General features: G+C 71.2%; 15 protein-coding genes. 8 read left to right on the plus strand and 7 right to left on the minus strand.

Annotated elements, in window-relative coordinates:
- Positions 1 to 45: 45 nt before the first annotated feature.
- Positions 46 to 360 carry a hypothetical protein gene (locus tag DC008_RS07885; protein ID WP_108706331.1) on the minus strand — a complete coding sequence of 105 codons (315 nt, stop codon included), beginning with the start codon at positions 358 to 360 and terminating at the stop codon, positions 46 to 48.
- Positions 361 to 451: 91 nt separating this feature from the next.
- Positions 452 to 1,420 carry a heme o synthase gene (locus DC008_RS07890; protein ID WP_267146380.1) on the minus strand — a complete coding sequence of 323 codons (969 nt, stop codon included), beginning with the start codon at positions 1,418 to 1,420 and terminating at the stop codon, positions 452 to 454.
- 362 nt (positions 1,421 to 1,782) lie between these two features.
- Here DC008_RS07890 and tkt point away from each other — a divergent pair, with 362 nt between their 5' ends.
- The 5 genes from tkt to pgl are packed head-to-tail and all read left to right on the plus strand — an operon-like array spanning position 1,783 to position 8,412.
- Positions 1,783 to 3,870 carry a transketolase gene (gene tkt, locus DC008_RS07900; protein WP_108706333.1) on the plus strand — a complete coding sequence of 696 codons (2,088 nt, stop codon included), beginning with the start codon at positions 1,783 to 1,785 and terminating at the stop codon, positions 3,868 to 3,870.
- Positions 3,871 to 3,904: 34 nt separating this feature from the next.
- Positions 3,905 to 5,023: a transaldolase gene (gene tal / locus DC008_RS07905; RefSeq protein ID WP_108706334.1), complete on the plus strand. Its 1,119-nt coding sequence runs from the start codon at positions 3,905 to 3,907 to the stop codon at positions 5,021 to 5,023.
- A 4-nt stretch (positions 5,024 to 5,027) separates the two neighbouring features.
- Entirely contained in the window at positions 5,028 to 6,566 is a 1,539-nt protein-coding gene (gene zwf / locus DC008_RS07910; RefSeq protein WP_108706335.1) for a glucose-6-phosphate dehydrogenase, read from the plus strand.
- Complete coding sequence (gene opcA, locus DC008_RS07915) at positions 6,563 to 7,633, plus strand: glucose-6-phosphate dehydrogenase assembly protein OpcA (protein ID WP_108706336.1); 1,071 nt, start codon at positions 6,563 to 6,565, stop codon at positions 7,631 to 7,633. Before zwf ends, opcA begins: the two co-directional genes overlap by 4 nt.
- Positions 7,630 to 8,412, plus strand: coding sequence for a 6-phosphogluconolactonase (gene pgl / locus DC008_RS07920; RefSeq protein WP_108706337.1), 783 nt, complete (start codon positions 7,630 to 7,632; stop codon positions 8,410 to 8,412). The genes opcA and pgl overlap by 4 nt, the downstream gene beginning before the upstream one ends.
- Positions 8,413 to 8,481: 69 nt before the next feature.
- On the opposite strand, the gene DC008_RS07925 is transcribed toward pgl, so the two are convergent.
- The 5 genes from DC008_RS07925 to DC008_RS07945 form a co-directional block, all read right to left on the minus strand.
- Positions 8,482 to 9,321, minus strand: a complete 840-nt coding sequence (locus tag DC008_RS07925) for a carbohydrate ABC transporter permease (protein ID WP_055621464.1) — start codon at positions 9,319 to 9,321, stop codon at positions 8,482 to 8,484.
- On the minus strand, positions 9,318 to 10,685 hold the full coding sequence (locus tag DC008_RS07930; protein WP_108706338.1) for an ABC transporter permease: 1,368 nt from the start codon (positions 10,683 to 10,685) through the stop codon (positions 9,318 to 9,320). The genes DC008_RS07925 and DC008_RS07930 overlap by 4 nt, the downstream gene beginning before the upstream one ends.
- A 6-nt stretch (positions 10,686 to 10,691) precedes the next feature.
- On the minus strand, positions 10,692 to 12,023 hold the full coding sequence (locus tag DC008_RS07935) for an ABC transporter substrate-binding protein (RefSeq protein WP_108710602.1): 1,332 nt from the start codon (positions 12,021 to 12,023) through the stop codon (positions 10,692 to 10,694).
- A 67-nt stretch (positions 12,024 to 12,090) separates the two neighbouring features.
- A complete protein-coding gene (locus DC008_RS07940) occupies positions 12,091 to 13,737 on the minus strand; it encodes a glycoside hydrolase family 13 protein (protein ID WP_208645824.1) in 1,647 nt (548 codons plus the stop codon).
- Between the two features lie 158 nt (positions 13,738 to 13,895).
- A complete protein-coding gene (locus DC008_RS07945; RefSeq protein ID WP_108706339.1) occupies positions 13,896 to 15,164 on the minus strand; it encodes an ABC transporter substrate-binding protein in 1,269 nt (422 codons plus the stop codon).
- A 125-nt stretch (positions 15,165 to 15,289) separates the two neighbouring features.
- On the opposite strand from DC008_RS07945, the gene DC008_RS07950 reads away from it, so the two are divergent.
- From DC008_RS07950 to DC008_RS07960, 3 genes are read left to right on the plus strand one after another with little or no spacing between them, the layout of a single operon-like run.
- A complete protein-coding gene (locus DC008_RS07950; protein ID WP_108706340.1) occupies positions 15,290 to 15,814 on the plus strand; it encodes a PadR family transcriptional regulator in 525 nt (174 codons plus the stop codon).
- Complete coding sequence (locus tag DC008_RS07955; protein WP_108706341.1) at positions 15,811 to 16,563, plus strand: ABC transporter ATP-binding protein; 753 nt, start codon at positions 15,811 to 15,813, stop codon at positions 16,561 to 16,563. The genes DC008_RS07950 and DC008_RS07955 overlap by 4 nt, the downstream gene beginning before the upstream one ends.
- Positions 16,564 to 16,613: 50 nt before the next feature.
- The gene (locus DC008_RS07960) at positions 16,614 to 18,896 is read left to right on the plus strand and encodes an ABC transporter permease (protein ID WP_108706342.1); all 2,283 of its coding nucleotides are present in this window, start codon (positions 16,614 to 16,616) and stop codon (positions 18,894 to 18,896) included.
- The last annotated feature ends 31 nt before the right edge of the window (positions 18,897 to 18,927 follow it).

Raw genomic sequence — 18,927 nt, forward strand, 5'->3', positions numbered from 1 at the left:
ACGGGTGAACCCGTGCCGAGGTGTTGGGGAGAGACGGGCGGGCTCTCAGCCGCCGATCTGGATACCGGCCATCCGCTTCCACTCGTACGGGCCCGTCCGCACCTTCGCCGCGAGCTCGCCGTCGAAGGTCTCGTGACGGGTGATCCCGGCCTTCTCGACGGCCTTCTCGGCGGTCTCGAACGTGGGGGCCACCAGGTCGCCCCAGCCGCCGTCCTCGCCCACGAGGACGATACGGGCGCCGCGCTCGCCGATGTACGCGATCTGGGCCTCGGCACCGCCGTGGGACTTGGCGAAGGCGTTGATCCGGTGGGCGAGGCGGGTCACCTTGCGGTCGTCGGCCTGCTGCGTGTCGTCTGCCATGGCCAGGATGCTACCGATCAGTAGATCGCTTGGCGACGGGAGGGGTGCGTGACCCGCGCCTCAGCGTGTCAGCGGCATTGGTACCGCCGTGTCAGCGCAGGAAGGGGTCGACCGCGACGGCCACGAAGAGCAGCGAGACATAGGTGATCGACCAGTGGAACAGGCGCATCTCCTTGAGCTTCGCGCCGGTCACCTCGGCCTTCGCGCGGTTCTGCAGCGCGTGCGCCTCCCACAGCCACCAGCCGCCCGCGCCGAGCGCGACCGCGGTGTAGAACCAGCCCGTGTAGCCGAGCGGCGTCAGCAGCAGCGAGACCGCGACCATCACCCAGCTGTAGAGGACGATCTGCTTGGCGACGACCTTGTTGGAGGCCATGACGGGGAGCATGGGCACGCCCACGCGCGCGTAGTCCTCCTTCACCTTCATGGACAGCGGCCAGTAGTGCGGCGGCGTCCAGAAGAAGATCACCATGAAGAGGATCAGCGGCGCCCAGGAGAGGGAGTTCGTGACGGCGGACCAGCCGATCAGCACCGGCATACAGCCCGCGATGCCGCCCCACACGATGTTCTGCGAGGTACGGCGCTTGAGCAGCATCGTGTAGACGACGACGTAGAAGAGGAGCGCTCCGAGTGACAGCCACGCCGACAGCCAGTTGACGGTGAGGCCGAAGAGCAGCGTCGACACGACCGCGAGGGTGATGCCGAAGGCCAGGCACTCGCGCGGACTGACCATCCCGGTGACCAGGGGACGCTGGGAGGTGCGGTCCATCAGGGCGTCGATGTCGCGGTCGATGTACATGTTGAGCGCGTTTGCGCCGCCCGCGCTGAGGTAACCGCCCACACAGGTGAGGAGCACCAGTCCGAGGTCGGGAACGCCCCGCTCGGCCAGGAACATCACCGGAACGGTGGTGATGAGCAGCAGCTCGATGATCCGCGGCTTGGTCAGCGCCACGAACGCCGCGACCCGGGCCCCGATCGGCCGTCGGCTCGGGCTCTGGCTCGTCCCGACAATCCCCGCTGGACGGGATTCAACGGCCGTCACGCACACCCCTGACAGAGACATCCCAGCAAGCCCGACCGTGTGAAGTCCCGGTAAAGGCTCGCGCGTACCACGCCACTGTAGACGTTGCCCATACCCGGACCGTCGCGGGGGTCGGGTCGTGTTGGGGGCGTGGTCCGAAGGGCGCGCGGTGGCTCGATTGAGCGCTCGGATGACGGGGTGCGTATTCATGTGCCGAGCCCCGGAACGACGCGGCCGACAGGCACATCCCGAAGAGTCCCGGCAGTCTGGGATGAGTCGAAAAAACGCACGTACTTCCGGGGGTAGGCTCGACAACGGCCGGCCGACGCCGAGTACGCCGGCAGCCGGTGGGCGCGTGCCCGTGACGCCGGCAACCGACATGTGGAGAGGAGCCCTGACCCAGGGTGAGCACCAAGCCGACCACCACAGACCTCGAGTGGACCGAGCTGGACCAGCGGGCGGTGGACACCGCCCGCGTCCTGGCCGCAGATGCCGTACAGAAGGTCGGTAACGGCCATCCTGGTACGGCGATGAGCCTGGCGCCCGCCGCCTACACCCTCTTCCAGAAGGTGATGCGGCACGACCCTTCGGACGCCGACTGGGTCGGGCGGGACCGCTTCGTGCTGTCCGCCGGCCACTCGTCCCTGACTCTCTACACCCAGCTCTACCTGGCCGGTTTCGGCCTGGAGCTGGACGACCTCAAGGCGTTCCGGACGTGGGGCTCGAAGACCCCCGGCCACCCGGAGTACGGTCACACCACGGGTGTGGAGACGACGACCGGCCCGCTGGGCCAGGGGGTCGCCAACGCCGTCGGCATGGCCATGGCCGCCCGCTACGAGCGCGGCCTGTTCGACCCGGAGGCCGCCGCGGGCACCTCCCCGTTCGACCACTTCATCTACTGCATCGCCGGTGACGGCTGTCTGCAGGAGGGCATCTCCGCCGAGGCGTCCTCGATGGCCGGGCACCAGAAGCTGGGCAACCTGATCCTGCTGTGGGACGACAACCACATCTCGATCGAGGGCGACACCGAGACGGCCGTCTCCGAGGACACGGTCAAGCGGTACGAGGCGTACGGCTGGCATGTGCAGCGCGTGGCCCCCAAGCCCGACGGCGACCTGGACCCGAACGCGATCTACGACGCGATCGAGGAGGCCAAGAAGGTCACCGACCGCCCGTCCTTCATCGCGATGCGCTCGATCATCGCCTGGCCGGCCCCCAACGCGCAGAACACCGAGGCCGCGCACGGCTCGGCGCTCGGCGACGACGAGGTCGCGGCCACCAAGCGGGTCCTCGGCTTCGACCCGGAGAAGACCTTCGAGGTCTCCGACGAGGTCCTCGCGCACACCCGCGGTGCCCTGGAGCGCGGGCAGGCGGCCCGTGCCGTGTGGGAGAAGTCCTTCCAGCAGTGGCGGGACAACAACCCCGAGCGCGCCGCCGAGTACGACCGCATCGCCAAGGGCGCGCTGCCCACCGGCTGGGAGGAGAAGGTCCCGGTCTTCGAGCCCGGCAAGGGCGTGGCGACGCGCGCGGCGTCCGGCAAGGTGCTGCAGGCGCTCGGCGCGGTCATCCCGGAGCTGTGGGGCGGCTCGGCCGACCTGGCGGGCTCGAACAACACGACGATCGACAAGACGTCGTCGTTCCTGCCCGAGGGCAACCCGCTGCCGGAGGCCGGCCCGTACGGCCGCACGATCCACTTCGGCATCCGCGAGCACTCCATGGCCGCGGAGATGAACGGCATCGCGCTGCACGGCAACACCCGGATCTACGGCGGCACCTTCCTGGTGTTCTCCGACTACATGCGCAACGCGGTGCGGCTGTCGGCCCTCATGCACCTGCCGGTGACGTACGTGTGGACGCACGACTCCATCGGTCTGGGCGAGGACGGCCCGACGCACCAGCCGGTCGAGCACCTGGCGTCGCTGCGCGCCATCCCCGGCCTGAACATCGTCCGCCCGGCGGACGCCAACGAGACCGCGATCGCCTGGCGCGAGATCCTGCGGCGCTGGACCAAGGAGTACGGCAAGGGCGCCCCGCACGGTCTGGCGCTCACCCGGCAGGGTGTGCCGACGTACGAGGCCAACGAGGACACGGTCCGCGGCGGCTACGTGATGTTCGAGGCTGAAGGCGGCGACCCTGAGGTCATCCTGATCGCCACCGGTTCCGAGGTGCACGTGGCGGTCGAGGCGCGCGAGCGGCTCCAGGCCGACGGGGTGCCGACGCGCGTCGTGTCCATGCCGTCCGTGGAGTGGTTCGAGGAGCAGGACCAGGGGTACCGGGACAGCGTCCTGCCGCCGTCCGTGAGGGCGCGTGTCGCCGTCGAGGCGGGGATCGGCCTGACCTGGCACAAGTACGTCGGCGACGCGGGCCGCATCGTGTCGCTGGAGCACTTCGGCGCCTCCGCCGACGGCAAGGTCCTTTTCCAGGAGTACGGCTTCACCGCCGAGAACGTGGCGGCCGTCGCGCGGGAATCCCTCGCAGCGGCCCGGCGCTGACGCTCACATACGCAACGTAGGAGTTTGATTTTCCATGACAGACGCACTGAAGCGCCTCTCCGAGGAAGGCGTCGCGATCTGGCTGGACGACCTGTCACGCCAGCGCATCACGTCCGGCAACCTGGCGGAGCTGATCGACCAGCAGCATGTCGTCGGCGTCACCACCAACCCGACGATCTTCCAGAAGGCCATCAGCGAGGGGCACGGCTACGACCAGCAGCTCTCCGACCTCGCGGCCCGCAAGGTCACGGTCGAAGAGGCCATCCGCATGATCACCACCGCGGACGTCCGGGACGCCGCGGACATCCTGCGCCCGGTCTTCGACGCCACCGACGGCCAGGACGGCCGGGTCTCCATCGAGGTCGACCCGCGGCTCGCGCACAACGAGCACGCGACCGTCGCGGAGGCCAAGCAGCTGGCCTGGCTGGTCGACCGGCCGAACACGCTCATCAAGATCCCGGCCACCCTGGCCGGCATCCCGGCGATCAGCGAGGTCATCGGCCGCGGCATCAGCGTCAACGTCACGCTGATCTTCTCGCTGGAGCGCTACCGCGAGGTCATGGACGCCTACCTCACCGGTCTGGAGAAGGCGAAGGCCAAGGGCCTGGACCTGTCGCAGATCCGTTCGGTGGCTTCGTTCTTCGTGTCCCGGGTGGACTCCGAGATCGACAAGCGCCTCGACGCGCTCGGCACCGACGAGGCCAAGGCCCTGCGCGGCAAGGCCGCCATCGCCAACGCCCGGCTCGCCTACCAGGCGTACGAGGAGGTCTTCTCCTCCGACCGCTGGAACGCGCTGGAGAAGGCGGGCGCCCGCAAGCAGCGTCCGTTGTGGGCGTCGACCGGCGTGAAGGACAAGGCCTACAAGCCGACCATGTACGTCGACGAACTGGTGGCGCCGAACACCGTCAACACCATGCCCGAGGCCACCCTGCACGCGGTGGAGGAGAAGGGCGAGATCACCGGCGACACCGTGTCCGGCACGTACGAGCAGGCCCGCACCGACCTCGACGCCATCGAGCGGCTCGGGATCTCGTACGACGAGGTCGTGCAGCTGCTGGAGGACGAGGGCGTCGAGAAGTTCGAGGCGTCCTGGAACGACCTGCTCAAGTCGACCGAGGCGGAGCTGGAGCGCCTCGCCCCCTCGGAGGGCTGATCCCTTGCCACCCTTCAACGTCACCGAAGCGAACCCGCTTCGTGACGCCGCCGACCGACGGCTCCCGCGTATCGCGGGGCCGTCGGGCCTGGTGATCTTCGGCGTTACGGGCGATTTGTCACGTAAAAAGCTGATGCCCGCTGTGTACGACCTCGCGAACCGGGGACTGCTGCCGCCGGGCTTCTCGCTCGTCGGCTTCGCCCGCCGCGAGTGGGCGAACGAGGACTTCGCCCAGGAGGTCCACGACGCGGTCAAGGCCCATGCCCGCACCCCCTTCCGCGAGGAGGTCTGGCAGCAGCTCATCCAGGGCATGCGCTTCGTCCAGGGCACCTTCGACGACGACGACGCCTTCGAGCGGCTGCGCGCCACCATCGAGGAGCTGGACAAGGCCCAGGGCACGGGCGGCAACTTCGCCTTCTACCTGTCGGTGCCGCCGCGCTCCTTCCCGGTGGTCATCCAGCAGCTGAAGAAGCACGGGCTCGCCGACCAGACGGGCGGCTCCTGGCGCCGCGCGGTCATCGAGAAGCCGTTCGGACACGACCTGGCCTCCGCCGAGGAGCTGAACAAGGTCGTCCACGAGGTCTTCGCCCCGGACCAGGTCTTCCGCATCGACCACTACCTGGGCAAGGAGACCGTCCAGAACATCCTGGCGCTCCGCTTCGCCAACACGATGTTCGAGCCGATCTGGAACCGGTCCTTCGTGGACCACGTACAGATCACCATGGCCGAGGACATCGGCATCGGCGGCCGGGCCGGCTACTACGACGGCATCGGCGCCGCCCGCGACGTCATCCAGAACCACCTCCTGCAGCTGATGGCGCTCACCGCCATGGAGGAGCCCGCATCCTTCGACGCGGACGCGCTCGCCGCCGAGAAGACCAAGGTGCTCGGCGCCGTCCGGCTGCCGAAGGACCTGGGCCGCGACACGGTGTTCGCGCAGTACGCCGAGGGCTGGCAGGGCGGCGAGAAGGCGGTCGGGTACCTCCAGGAGGAGGGCATCGACCCCCAGTCCAAGACCGACACGTACGCCGCGGTCAAGCTGTCGGTCGACAACCGCCGCTGGGCGGGCGTCCCCTTCTATCTGCGCACCGGCAAGCGGCTCGGCCGGCGCGTCACGGAGATCGCGGTCGTCTTCCAGCGGGCCCCGCACTCCCCGTTCGACTCCACGGCCACCGAGGAGCTGGGCCAGAACGCGATCGTCATCCGCGTCCAGCCCGACGAGGGCGTCACCGTCCGCTTCGGCTCCAAGGTGCCCGGCACCTCCATGGAGATCCGGGACGTGTCGATGGACTTCGCGTACGGCGAGTCCTTCACGGAGTCCTCGCCCGAGGCGTACGAGCGGCTGATCCTCGACGTCCTGCTCGGCGACTCGAACCTCTTCCCGCGCACGGAGGAGGTCGAGCTGTCCTGGAAGATCCTCGACCCGATCGAGGAGTACTGGGACCGGCACGGCAGGCCCGCCCAGTACCCGGCGGGCACCTGGGGTCCCGTCGAGGCGGACGAAATGCTCGCACGAGAGGGACGGAGCTGGCGCCGGCCATGAAGATAGACCTCACGGACACCACGGCCAGCAAGATCAACAAGGCGCTGGTGAAGGCGCGGCGGGCCATCGGCACGCCGGCCGTCGGCATGGTGCTGACGCTGGTCATCGTCACGGACGAGGAGAACGCCTACGACGCCCTGAAGGCCGCCGGCGACGCCTCGCGCGAGCACCCCTCGCGCACCCTGCTGGTGATCAAGCGTGTCTCGCGCTCGCCCCGGGACCGCACGCAGTCCCGGTTGGACGCCGAGGTGCGGGTCGGCGCCGACGCGGGCACCGGCGAGACGGTGGTGCTTCGCCTCTACGGCGAGGTGTCCGAGCACGCCCAGTCCGTCGTCCTGCCCCTGCTCCTGCCGGACGCCCCCGTGGTCGTCTGGTGGCCGGTGAACGCGCCCATCGACCCGGCGAACGACCCGCTGGGCGCGCTCGCCCAGCGCCGGGTCACCGACACCTACGCCGCGGAGCAGCCGGTGCGGGAGCTGTCGGCGCGCGCAGGGACGTACACGCCGGGCGACACCGACCTGTCCTGGACCCGGATCACGCCGTGGCGCTCGATGCTGGCGGCGGCCCTGGACCAGGTGGTCTGCGAGGTGAAGGCCGTCGAGGTGGAGGGCGAGGAGTTCAACCCGAGCTGTGAGCTGCTGGCGATGTGGCTCGCGGACCGGCTGGACGTCCCCGTGCAGCGGTCCCTGTCGTCGGGCCCCGGTCTGACGGCGGTACGGCTGGACACCGACTGCGGCCCGATCGTGCTCGACCGGGCGGACGGCTCGCTGGCGACGCTCTCCATCCAGGGGCAGCCGGACCGCGCGGTGGCGCTGAAGCGGCGGGAGACCGCCGAGCTGATCGCGGAGGAGCTGCGCCGGCTGGACCCGGACGACACCTACGCGTCGGCACTGCGCTTCGGCGTGGACCGGCTCCACGCGTCCGCGCCGGCCCGGCCCACGGAGACGGGGAAGGCGGCGCAGGACGAGCCGGCCAAAGGAGAAGCGGCCGAGACTCCTGTCGAAGACGCCGCAGAAGCGAAGGAAGCGACGGCGGGGGAACCGGTGAAGAAGGCGGCAGCCAAGTGAACACCCCGCAGCTGGTCGTGCACCGCGACAAGGAACTGATGGCGCAGGCCGCGGCTGCCCGCCTGATCACGAAGATCGTGGACGCCCAGGCCTCCCGGGGTTCGGCGTCCGTGGTCCTCACCGGCGGCCGCAACGGCAACGGCCTGCTGGCCGCGCTGGCGGCGGCGCCCGCCCGGGACGCCGTCGACTGGGGCCGCCTCGACCTGTGGTGGGGCGACGAGCGGTTCCTGCCCGAGGGCGACCCGGAGCGCAATGTCACGCAGGCCCGTGAGGTCCTGCTGGACTCGGTGCCCCTGGACCCGAAGCGGGTGCACGCCATGCCCGCCTCGGACGGCCCGTTCGGCTCGGACGTGGAGGCGGCTGCCGCCGCCTACGCGGAGGAGCTGGCGCGGGCCGCTGGCCCGGAGAACCACGGCTCGGTGCCCACGTTCGACGTCCTGATGCTGGGCGTGGGCCCCGACACGCACGTCGCCTCCCTGTTCCCGGAACTGCCCGCGGTACGGGAGACGGAGCGTACGGTCGTCGGCGTCCACGGCGCCCCCAAGCCCCCGCCGACCCGAATCACCCTCACGCTCCCCGCGATCCGCGCGGCGCGCGAGGTGTGGCTCCTGGCGGCCGGCGAGGACAAGGCCGAGGCGGCGGCGATCGCCCTCTCGGGCGCGGGCGAGATCCAGGCCCCGGCGGCGGGCGCGCGGGGCCGCTCCCGCACCCTGTGGCTCCTGGACGCGGCAGCGGCCTCGCAGCTGCCGCGGTCGCTGTATCCGCCGGCGATTCCCTGACCGGTCTTCGTGGACGAGTTCGGGCCCCGCTTCCTGGGAAGCGGGGCCCGAACTCGTATGGGGGACCGGCTACTTCACCGAGCCCGCCATCACCCCCTGCACGAAGTGCCGCTGGAAGGCGAAGAAGACCACCACCGGGACCACCAGGGACAGGAACGCGCCCGGGGCCAGGACGTCGATGTTGCTGCCGAACTGGCGGATCTGGGACTGGAGTTCCACGGTGAGCGGCTGGGAGGAGCTGTCGGCGAAGAGCAGGGCCACCAGCATGTCGTTCCAGACCCACAGGAACTGGAAGATGGCCAGCGAGGCGATCGCCGGGCGGCCGACCGGCAGCACCAGACGGGTGAAGATCCGCCACTCGCTGCCGCCGTCCATGCGGGCGGCCTCCAGCATCTCCTTGGGCATCTCGGCGAAGTAGTTCCGCAACAGGAACACCGCGAACGGCAGACCGTAGGCGACGTGGAACAGGACGACGCCCGGGATCGTGCCGAACAGACCGAGCTGACCGAAGAGTTTGGCGACCGGGAGCAGGCCGATCTGCACCGGGACCACGAGCAGCGCCACGACGAGCAGGAAGATCGCCTCGCGGCCCGGGAAGTCCAGCCAGGCGAAGGCGTACCCGGCCAGGGCGGCGAGCACCACCACCAGCACGGTCGTCGGCACCGAGATCAGGACCGTGTTCCAGAAGGCCTGGGTGATACCGGAGTTGGCGAGCAGGGCCGAGTAGTTGTCGAAGGACAACTGGCCGGGGCTGGTGAAGACCGTCCACCAGCCGCCGGTCGCGGTGTCCTCGGCGGACCGCATGGACGACAGGAACAGCCCGGCGAGCGGGGTCAGCCAGACCAGGCCGATCACCACGAGGAAGGCCTGTACGAGCGAGTTGCCCAGGCCGCGCCTGACCGCGTTCATCGCTGACTCCTCTTGAAGCGGCGGACGTTGAAGACCATGGCGGGGATGACCAGCAGCAGGAGCAGCACGCCGAGGGCGCTGCCGAGGCCCTGGTTGTTGCCACCGCCGAACGACACCAGCCACATCTGCGTCGCGAGCACGGTCGCGTCCTCCTGCACCGGGCCGGGCGCGATGATGTAGACGAGGTCGAAGACCTTCATCACGTTGATGACGAGGGTGATGAAGACGACGGTGAGGACCGGGGCGAGCAGCGGCACGGTGATCCGGCGGAAGATCTGCCACTCGTTGGCGCCGTCCATCCGGGCCGCCTCCAGCGAGTCCCTCGGCAGCGCGGACAGGCCCGCGCCGATCAGGACCATCGCGAACCCGGTCCAGATCCACAGGTACGCCCCGATGATCGCCGGGGTGACGAGCGTGGGGCCGAGCCAGGAGATGCCCTCGTAGGGGGCGGCGAAGTTCGACGCCGGCAGCCGCACGGTGTACGAGCCGTCGTCGAGGTCCTCGAAGCGGAAGGATCCGTCGGACGCCGTGGTCGTGGTGGCGACGGTCTCCCCCGCGCGCACGGCCTCGACCTTCATCCCGGGCAGTCCGCTCTCGCGCCGGTCGACGACGCCCTGTTCCCCGCCCCCGCCGGGGGTGAAGTCCAGGTAGACGACCCCCGTCAGCTCACCGGCGCCGGCCGTGCGGCGCGCGGCCTCGTACGCCGGTCCGGCGCCGTCCGGCAGGTCGGCGGGCAGGACGCCGACCAGGCCCAGCGGGACGCTCTTCCCGGGCGCGACGGTGTCGGTCGTGCGGTAGGAGCCGTCGGCCGCCTTCGTCAGGCCCTGCCCGTCGCGGGCGCGGGCCGTCGGGTAGGCCGACGTGTCCTGGAACATGTCGTGCACGGAGACCGCGGCGGCGTTGAGGACGCCCTTGTCCGGGTCCTCGTCGTAGGCGAGCCGGAAGATGATGCCGGCGGCGAGGAAGGACACGGCCATCGGCATGAACAGCAGGAGCTTGAACGCGGTCGCCCAGCGGACCTTCTCCACCAGCACGGCCAGGATGAGGCCGAAGCCGGTGAGCAGGGCCGGGGCCACCACGACCCAGATGGTGGTGTTGCGGATGGCCTTGAGGGTGGCCGGGTCCCGGAACATCTCGCTGTAGTTGTCGCCGCCGACGAAGCGGGTGCCGGAGGCGTCGAAGAAGCTCCGGCCGACGGAGAACAGCACCGGGTAGACGACCAGGGCGCCCAGCAGGAGCAGCGCGGGCAGGACGAAGAGTACGGCGATGACGCGGGCGCGCCGCCGCGAGCGCCGGGCGCGGGTCGCGCCGGGGCTCGCGGCGGGCGGCCGGGGCCCCGCCTCGTTGACGAGGGTCGCGGTCATGACGGATCAGCCCTGGCCCTCGTAGGCCTTGGCCGCCGCGGCCTCCAGCTTGGCGGCGGTGCCCTTCGGGTCGGACGGGTCGCGCAGGAAGTCCTGCAGAAGCTTCCACTCGCCGGCGCCCTTGGTGCCGCCGAAGGCCGCCGGGGCCTGGTCGGACATGTCGAAGCGGACCGAGTCACCGGCGGCGACCAGCGACTTGGCGGTCTCACGGGTGACGTCGTCGCCGTAGGAGGCGAGATCGACGTTCTTGTTCGGGGACAGGAAGCCGCCGGCCTCGGCCCACACGGCGGCGGCCTCGGGGGTGGCCAGGTACTCCAGAAGGGCCATGCCGGCCTTCTGGCTCTTGCCGTCCTTCAGGACGACGGCCGCGTCACCGCCGCTGACGACGGGCGGCTTGCCGCCGCCGACCGCCGGGAACGGGAAGAAGTTCGCGTCCTCGCCGATCTTCCGGCCGAACTGGTCCTTGGCGACGCCCGCGACGAAGTCGCCCTCGTAGACCATGCCGGCCTCGGGCTTCGGGCCGAACACCTTCTCCACGGAGCCAGGGAAGTCGGTGTTCAGGGCGCCCTTCTGGCCGCCCGCGATCAGCTGCTTGTCCTTGAACAGCTCGCCGAGCGTGGTCAGCGCCTTCACGACCGAGGCGTCGGTCCACTTCAGCTGGTGCGTGGCGAGGGCGTCGTACTTCTCGGGGCCGGCCTGGGAGAGGTAGACGTTCTCGAACCAGTCGGTCAGCGTCCAGCCGTCCTGCCCCGCGACGGAGAACGCGGCGAGCCCGGAGTCGGAGACGGTCCGACCGGCCTTCAGCAGGTCGTCGTACGAGGTCGGCGGCTCGACGCCGGCCTGGGCGAGGGCGTCGGGGCTGTACCAGACCGTCGACTTGTGGGCGGCCTTGAAGTAGAGGCCGTACAGGGTGTCGTCGACGCTGCCGTAGTTCTTCCAGACGGGCGCGAAGTTGGCGTCCACGGACTTCTGGGCGGTGGCCGACAGCGGCTTCAGCCAGCCCTTCTGCGCGAACTGCTTCAGGACGCCGACCTGCGGGACCATCACGACGTCGGGGGCGTTGCCGCCCTCGATCTTGCTGCCGACGACGGTGGAGACGTTGTCGCCGGTGGAGACGAACGTCGTCTTGGCGCCGGTCTTCTCGCTGAAGGCGTCCAGCACCTTCTGGAAGTTCTTCTGCTCGGTGCCGGTCCAGACTCCGGCCACGGTGACCGTCTGTCCGTCGAGTGCCTTGTCGCCGCCGCCGGCCGAGACGGGGTCGCCGCCACAGGCGGTCGCGCCGAGCGCCAGGACGAGGGCGGTACAGCCGGTGAGCAGGGTGGTACGGCGTCGCATCATCATCGATGTCCCTTCGGGGAATGGGAAGAACGGCCGGAGGTTCCGGAGTTTCGGGAGGTGCGGGGGGTCAGGGGGCGGCGGGTGACTCGGTCCCGTCGCTGATCCACCAGGCGGCGGTGGAGCCGGGCAGCACCCCGGACGGGCAGGGCCCGCTCGACAGCAGCGGGGTGCCGGAGACCGGCGCGGAGGTGGCGGCCGTGCCGAAGTTGACGGCGCAGACCAGGCCGTCGCCGCGGGCGAAGGCCAGGACACCGGGCGGGCTGTCCAGCCAGCGCAGCGTCCCCTCGCCCAACTGGGGCAGCGCGGAACGCAGTTGCAGACCGTCGCGGTACAGGTGCCAGAAGGAGCGGGTGTCGGCCAGCGCCCGGTCGGTGGCGTACTCGGCGAAGTACTCGGGCTGGGGCAGCCAGGGCTTGGCGCTCTCCTCACCGGAGGTGAAGCCGAACGGTGACGCCTGTCCCGACCAGGGCAGCGGCACCCGGCAGCCGTCACGGATCCGGGCGCGGCTTCCGGTGCGCCGGAAGATCGGGTCGGTCAGGACGTCGTCGGGCAGGTCGACGACCTCGGGCAGGCCAAGCTCCTCGCCCTGGTAGATGTACGCGGCACCGGGCAGCGCCAGCATCAGCAGCGCGGCGGCGCGGGCACGGGCGGCGCCGACGCCGCTGCCCTCGGTGGCGGGTTCGCCGTACCGGGTGACGGTGCGGACCTGGTCGTGGTTGTTGAGCACCCAGGTGACCGTGGAGCCGGTGCCGGCGATGTCCTGCATGGCCTCGGAGATGACCTTGCGGAAGGCGTCGGCGTCCCAGGGGGCGCCGAGCAGGTCGAAGAAGAACGCCTGGTGGAGTTCGTCGGAGCGGACGTACAGGGCGTGTTCGCGGGCGGTGGGCACGGACACCTCGCCGACGAGGAGCCGGTCGCGGCCGTCCCGGGCGGTGTACTCCTCGCATATGGAGCGCCAGGAGCGCCACACCGCGTGCACCTCGGGCTGGTTCCAGGCGAGCGGGTTGACCGAGTCGCGGGTGCGGGCGTCCGCCTCCGGGTCGTCGGAGTCGGGCAGTTCCGGGTGCTTGAAGAGGCCGGCGGCGACGTCGATGCGGAAGCCGTCGACGCCCCGGTCGAGCCAGAACCGCAGGACCCGGTCGAACTCGGCGCCGACCTGGGGGTTGCGCCAGTTCCAGTCGGGCTGCTCGGGGGTGAACATGTGCAGGTACCACTGGCCGGGCCGCCCGTCCGCCTCGGTGACCCGGCTCCACGCGGGACCGCCGAACATGGCGTGCCAGTTGTTGGGCGGCTCGCTGCCGTCGGCGCCGCGGCCGTCGGCGAAGTGGAAGCGGGCGCGGGCCGCGCTGCCGGGTCCGGCCTCCAGCGCCTCCTGGAACCACCGGTGCTCGCTGGAGCAGTGGTTGGGGACGATGTCGAGCAGCACCTTGACGCCGAGCCGGCGGGCCGCCGTGACCAGCAGGTCGAATTCGGCGAGGTCCCCGAAGAGCGGGTCGACGTCGCAGTAGTCGGCGACGTCGTAGCCGTGGTCGTGCTGCGGCGAGGGGTAGAAGGGGCTCAGCCAGATCCCGTCGACCCCGAGCTTCTTGAGATACGGCAGCCCCGCGCGGACCCCGGCGAGGTCGCCCACACCGTCGCCGGTGCTGTCGAGGAAGCTGCGGACGTAGACCTGGTAGATCACCGCGTCGCGCCACCAGTGGTACTTACTCAGCATGCATGCATGTTAGGTATCTGTTTCAGAGGGGTGTCAATGAAATGGCGCAAGCTACCGAACAGTTGGCACGGCAAATCCGGGCATACCCGTACGGGATTCAGGAGGATGAGATGTCGCCGTTACCTAACATGTATGTAGGTGAGGGGTACCGAAACAGCTCAGCGCGCGATGGCGTCGAGCTCGCGCGCCAGCCGGCGCACCGCGGCCTCGGGCGTGTCGCGCCCGGCCATGGCGTCCCGCACGACCGCCTGCACGACGAGGCTCACCTGGCCGTAGCGCGGGCTCTTGGGGCGCGGGGCGGCCGTCCGCACGCTCTCGCGCAGCGTCGGCAGATACGGGAACCTCCGGACCAGCTCCGGGTCCTCGTACAGGTCGGCCCGTACGGGCGGCAGGGCGCCGCGTGTGAGCACCTGGCGCTGGACGTGCTCGCTGGTCAGATAGGCGAGCAGCCGGGCCGCCGAGTCCGGGTGCCGGGCATGGGTGCTGACGGCGAGGTTGGAGCCGCCCAGCACGCTCGTGCCGGGTCCGTCGGGCCCGGGCAGTGGTACGGCGCCGATCTTCCCGGCGACCGGTGAGCCCTCGGCCGACGCGACGGCGTAGGCGTACGGCCAGTTGCGGAGAAACAGCAGGCGCCCGTCCTGGAAGGCCTGCTTGGACTCCTCCTCCTTGTAGGTGAGCGCCTTCCTGGGGATCCAGCCCTCGCGCACCCCGCGGGCGAGGAAGTCGATGCCGTCGCGGGCCGCCTCGGAGTTGACGGTGACGCGCTCGCCCTCGTCGCCGAGGATGGAGCCGCCCGCCGAGTACACGGCCTCGGCGGCGTTGACGGTGAGGCCCTCGTAGGGGAGGAACTGGCCCGCGTACCCGTCGAGTCCGTGCTTGGGCGCGATGGTCCGCGCCGCCCGCTCCAGCTCGGCCCAGGTGCGCGGCGGGTCGACGCCCTCGTCGGCGAGAACGTCCTTGCGGTACAGCAGCAGGCCGGCGTTGGTGACGTACGGGACCGCGTACAGCCGTCCGTCGTAGGTGGCCGTGCCGACGACCGGCTTCAGGAAGGTGTCCAGCGGGAAGCGGTCGCGCTCCAGGGGGCGTATCCAGCCCTGGGCGGCGAACTCCGAGGTCCAGCTGACGTCGATGTTGAGGATGTCGAAGCGGCTGCGGTCGCCGTCACGCAGGTCGGTGGTCATCTGCGCGTGGGTCTCGTCGGCGGAGTCGGGCAGCTCGACGAGGGTGACCCGCTCGTCGGGATGCGTACGGTTCCAGCCCTCCAGGACGGAGCCGAGGTACCCGGTGAGGTCGCCCGCGGTGGCCAGGGTCATCGGCCCGCGGCCGGCCCCGGGACCCTCGTCGGCGTGGGCTCCGGAGGCGATGTAGCCGGTCAGGATCACGACGAGGACGAGAAGGCCCCTACCGGCGGCGTGGATCCACCGCATAGGTTCCTCCCTGTACACCTGGCACCGGGCGTCGTCGCCCGGGGACAGAGGCCATGTATACCCGTTAGGTATGCGCGATACTAGGGTTCGCGGCACATTGGCTCGGGATCGGGAGGAGAGCACGAGTGCGGCTGCCCCTCCTGGCCCTGCTGGCGCGCGGCCCGGCGCACGGATACGAGCTGAAGCAGGACCTTGAGCTGATGCTGGGCTCCGCGTACCCTCAGCCGAACGTCGGCCAGATCTACGTCACCCTCGGCCGTCTCGAGAAGTCGGGACTCATAGAGGGCGAGGACGTCGAGCAGTCGGGCCGGCCCAACAAGAAGGTCTACCACCTCACCGACGCCGGGCGTGAGGCGCTGCGCGCCTGGTTCGAGGAGACCGAGGACGAACCTCGGGTGCGGGACGAGTTCTTCATGAAACTGGCCCTGGCCCCGCAGACCGGCCTCACCGACCAGATCGCCCTCATCAACCGACAGCGGCGCCAGTACCTGAACACCATGCGTCATCTGTCGAAGCTGGCCGCCGCCGAGAACCGGGACAACCGCATCGCGCATCTGCTCATCGAGGGCGCGATGCTGCACCTGCAGGCCGACCTCGACTGGCTGGAACGGTGCCAGGAGGAGCTGGAGGAGCTGGAGGAGCTGGAGTGAGCGACGACCCCACTCCTGTGCTGCGCGCCGAGGGCCTGGTCAAGACGCATCACGGCGAGGGCGCCCCGGCCCATGCCGTGCGGGGTGTCGACCTCTCCGTCCGGCGCGGCGAGTTCGTCGCCGTCACCGGCCCGTCCGGTGCCGGCAAGTCGACCCTGCTGCATCTGCTCGGCGGTCTGCAGCGCCCGGACAGCGGCAGCATCTGGCTCGACGGCGAGTGCGCGGACGGCTGGCGCGAGGCCCGCTGGGCGGTCGAGCGCAGGAAGCGCATCGGCATCGTGTTCCAGTTCTTCAACCTGGTCTCCGACCTGTCCGTCGCCGACAACGTCGAGCTGCCCGCCCTGCTGGCCGGCGTCCCGCCGAAGCGGGCCCGCGCCGAGCGGGTGGAGCTGCTGGCGGAGCTGGGTCTCGTGGGCAAGGAGCGCAGCATGCCGGGCGAGCTGTCCGGCGGTGAGCAGCAGCGGGTGGCGCTCGCCCGGGCCCTGGTCAACCGTCCGCCGCTGCTGCTGGCCGACGAACCCGCGGGCAGCCTGGACAGCAAGGGCACCCGTGAGGTGATGCGGCTGCTGACCCGCTTCCACCAGCGCGGGCAGACCATCGTGCTGGTCACCCACGACGCCCGGCTCGCGAGCGCCGCGGACCGCGTGATCAGCTTCTTCGACGGCCGGATAGCCGACGACGCGACGCTCGACGGCGGCGCCCCGCCCCGCCGGACCGGTGCGTCCGGTGTGCTGGAGCTCAGGGACTGACATGCCGGAGTACGACCGCCGCCCCGTGTCCGGGCCGAGGGGCTGAGGCCATGCGAGCCACCCTGCGCTGGGCGCACTCCGATCTGCGCACGCACCGCGGCGAGGCGCTGTTCCTGGTGCTCGCCACGGCCGGGATCGTGGTCTCGCTGCTGCTGGCCACCGCCCTCTTCGGATACGCCACCAACCCCTGGCAGCGGGTCTTCACCCAGGCGCGCGGCGCGCATGTGTGGCTGCACACCGCGCCCTCCGCCGACACCGGGAAGCTGACCGGCCTCGACGGCGTCGAGTCCGTCACCGGCCCCTACCCCACCGCCTCCGCCACCCTGGCCTCGCGCGGCACCCGCGCCGCCGTCGAACTGCGCGGCACCCCCGAGGAGCCGTCCGTCGGCCGACCCCTGCTGACCTCCGGGCACTGGCTCGACCCGGCCGACCCCGACGGTGTGGTCCTGGAGAGCCGCCTGGCCCGGGCCCTGCTCGCCGCGCCCGGCGACACCCTCACCCTGCCCGGCACGGACCGCACGGTCACCGTGCTCGGTGTGGCGGACAGCGCGGAGAAGCGCTACCGGCCCGGTGAGCAGCCCGGACTGGTGTGGGCGCAGCCGTCCGCGGTGGGCGAGCCGAGGGGGCGGGTGGTCGCGCTGCGTCTGACCGATCCCGAGGACACCGACTACGCCGTCCAGCGCGCCGTGACGGTGCTGGGTTCCGGCGCGGTCAGCGAGGTCTCCACCTGGAAGCAGGCCCGGGCCGAGGCCCAGGGCGACAACCGGCTGCTCGGGCAGGTGCTGGGGCTGTTCGGGCTGGGCGCCCTGGTGGCGGCGGGGCTGGCCGTGCACGGGGCGATCGGCACCCGGATCCGCGGGCATCTGCGGGACATCTCGGTGCTGAAGGCGATCGGGTTCACCCCGGGCCAGGTCGTCCGGGTCTTCCTGATCCAGCATCTCGCGTACGCGCTCCTGGGCGCGCTGGCCGCCGCGGCCGTGGTCCAGGGCCTGGGCAGCCGGATACCGGGCCGGCTCGGGGACGCCGTCGGGGTGTGGCACGGGCTGCCCGGGCACACGGTGGCGCTGCTCGTGGTGCCGGTGGCGGTGGTGCTGTTCATCGGCGCGACCACGGGGCTGGCCGCGTGGCGGGCGGGGCGGGTGCCTCCGGTACCGGTGCCGCGGCGGGCGGCCTCCCCCAGCGGACGTCTGTCCGGTGCGGCCCGGAGCGCGCTGGGGCTACGGCTGCCGCCGGCGCTGGTGCTGGGCTGGCACCGGGCGTTCAGCAGACGGCTGCGGTCGCCGGCCACGGTCGCGCGGCTGGCGCTGCCGCTGCTGCTGATCGTGGTCGCGATGAGCGCCTGGACGACCATCGACCGCTTCGACGGCCGGCCTGAGCAGGTCGGCCTGCCCACCTCGCTCACCGTGCACGCCGACTCCGGCCTGACCGACCGGGCCGCCCGGACCGTCCTCGAGGACGACCCGCAGGTCGCGGCCGCCTATCCGGGGGTCGAGGTGGCGGCGCTGGTCCCGGGGCAGACGGCGACGATCGCGCTGCGCGGGCTCGGCACCCGGCAGGACCCCTACCCGTACTCCCTGGCCGAGGGCCGTGCCGCGACGGGCCGCGACGAGGCGGTGGCCGGCCAGGGTCTGCTGGCCCTGCTGGACGCACGGGTCGGCGACTGGGTCCGGATCACCGTGGGCGACCAGCCGCAGGTCCTGCACATCGTGGGCCGCAGCATCGAACCGGAGAACGCGGGCCGCGTCATCTCCACCTCCCTCGACACCCTCCGCGAGAACGACCCCGGGCTCGGCCCCACGCTCTACGAGCTGCGGCTGCGTCCCGGCGCCGACCCGGAGGCGGTCACCGACCGGCTGACGGCCGCCGGGAGGGGCCACCTCGACGTGCACGCCGTGCCCAACCCGGCCGACGGGCTCTCTCCGCTGCGCGGGGTGATCGTCGGGCTGATCGTCGTCCTGGCCCTCATCGGGCTGATCGAACTGCTGACGGCGATCGGCGGGACGGTTCGCGAGGGCGAGCGCGATCTGCTGGCCCTGAAGGCCATCGGTCTGTCGCCACGGCAGATCACGGCGATCACCGTCGTGTCGACCGGCTGCACCGCGCTCGTCGCCGCGATCCTCGCCACGGTGGTCGGCGTGCCGCTCGCGCACTGGCTCATCGACGCGCAGGGGGCGTCCAGCGGGATCGGCTCCGGCATCGCCGCGGGGCCGTCGGCCTGGCTTCTGCTGCTGCTCGGCGCGGCTGCGGTGGCGGGAGCGACCGCGCTGGCCGCGCTCCCGGCGTCCCGGGCGGCCCGCCGCCGCCTCGCGGACACGCTGAGCGCGGCGGCCTGACGGGCCTTCGGGCGCCGTCGGCCCGCCGAGC

It is taken from the genome of Streptomyces nigra (genome assembly GCF_003074055.1).
Lineage (GTDB): Bacteria > Actinomycetota > Actinomycetes > Streptomycetales > Streptomycetaceae > Streptomyces > Streptomyces nigra.

Excerpts from the sequence above, each read along its gene's own strand:
- DC008_RS07945 (WP_108706339.1), bottom strand. The coding sequence starts at position 15,164 with ATGCGGTGGATCCACGCCGCCGGTAGGGGCCTTCTCGTCCTCGTCGTG.
- tal (WP_108706334.1), top strand. The coding sequence starts at position 3,905 with ATGACAGACGCACTGAAGCGCCTCTCCGAGGAAGGCGTCGCGATCTGG.
- DC008_RS07960 (WP_108706342.1), top strand. The coding sequence starts at position 16,614 with ATGCGAGCCACCCTGCGCTGGGCGCACTCCGATCTGCGCACGCACCGC.
- DC008_RS07890 (WP_267146380.1), bottom strand. The coding sequence starts at position 1,420 with ATGTCTCTGTCAGGGGTGTGCGTGACGGCCGTTGAATCCCGTCCAGCG.
- DC008_RS07935 (WP_108710602.1), bottom strand. The coding sequence starts at position 12,023 with ATGATGCGACGCCGTACCACCCTGCTCACCGGCTGTACCGCCCTCGTC.
- DC008_RS07925 (WP_055621464.1), bottom strand. The coding sequence starts at position 9,321 with ATGAACGCGGTCAGGCGCGGCCTGGGCAACTCGCTCGTACAGGCCTTC.
- DC008_RS07930 (WP_108706338.1), bottom strand. The coding sequence starts at position 10,685 with ATGACCGCGACCCTCGTCAACGAGGCGGGGCCCCGGCCGCCCGCCGCG.
- DC008_RS07940 (WP_208645824.1), bottom strand. The coding sequence starts at position 13,737 with ATGCTGAGTAAGTACCACTGGTGGCGCGACGCGGTGATCTACCAGGTC.
- opcA (WP_108706336.1), top strand. The coding sequence starts at position 6,563 with ATGAAGATAGACCTCACGGACACCACGGCCAGCAAGATCAACAAGGCG.
- DC008_RS07885 (WP_108706331.1), bottom strand. The coding sequence starts at position 360 with ATGGCAGACGACACGCAGCAGGCCGACGACCGCAAGGTGACCCGCCTC.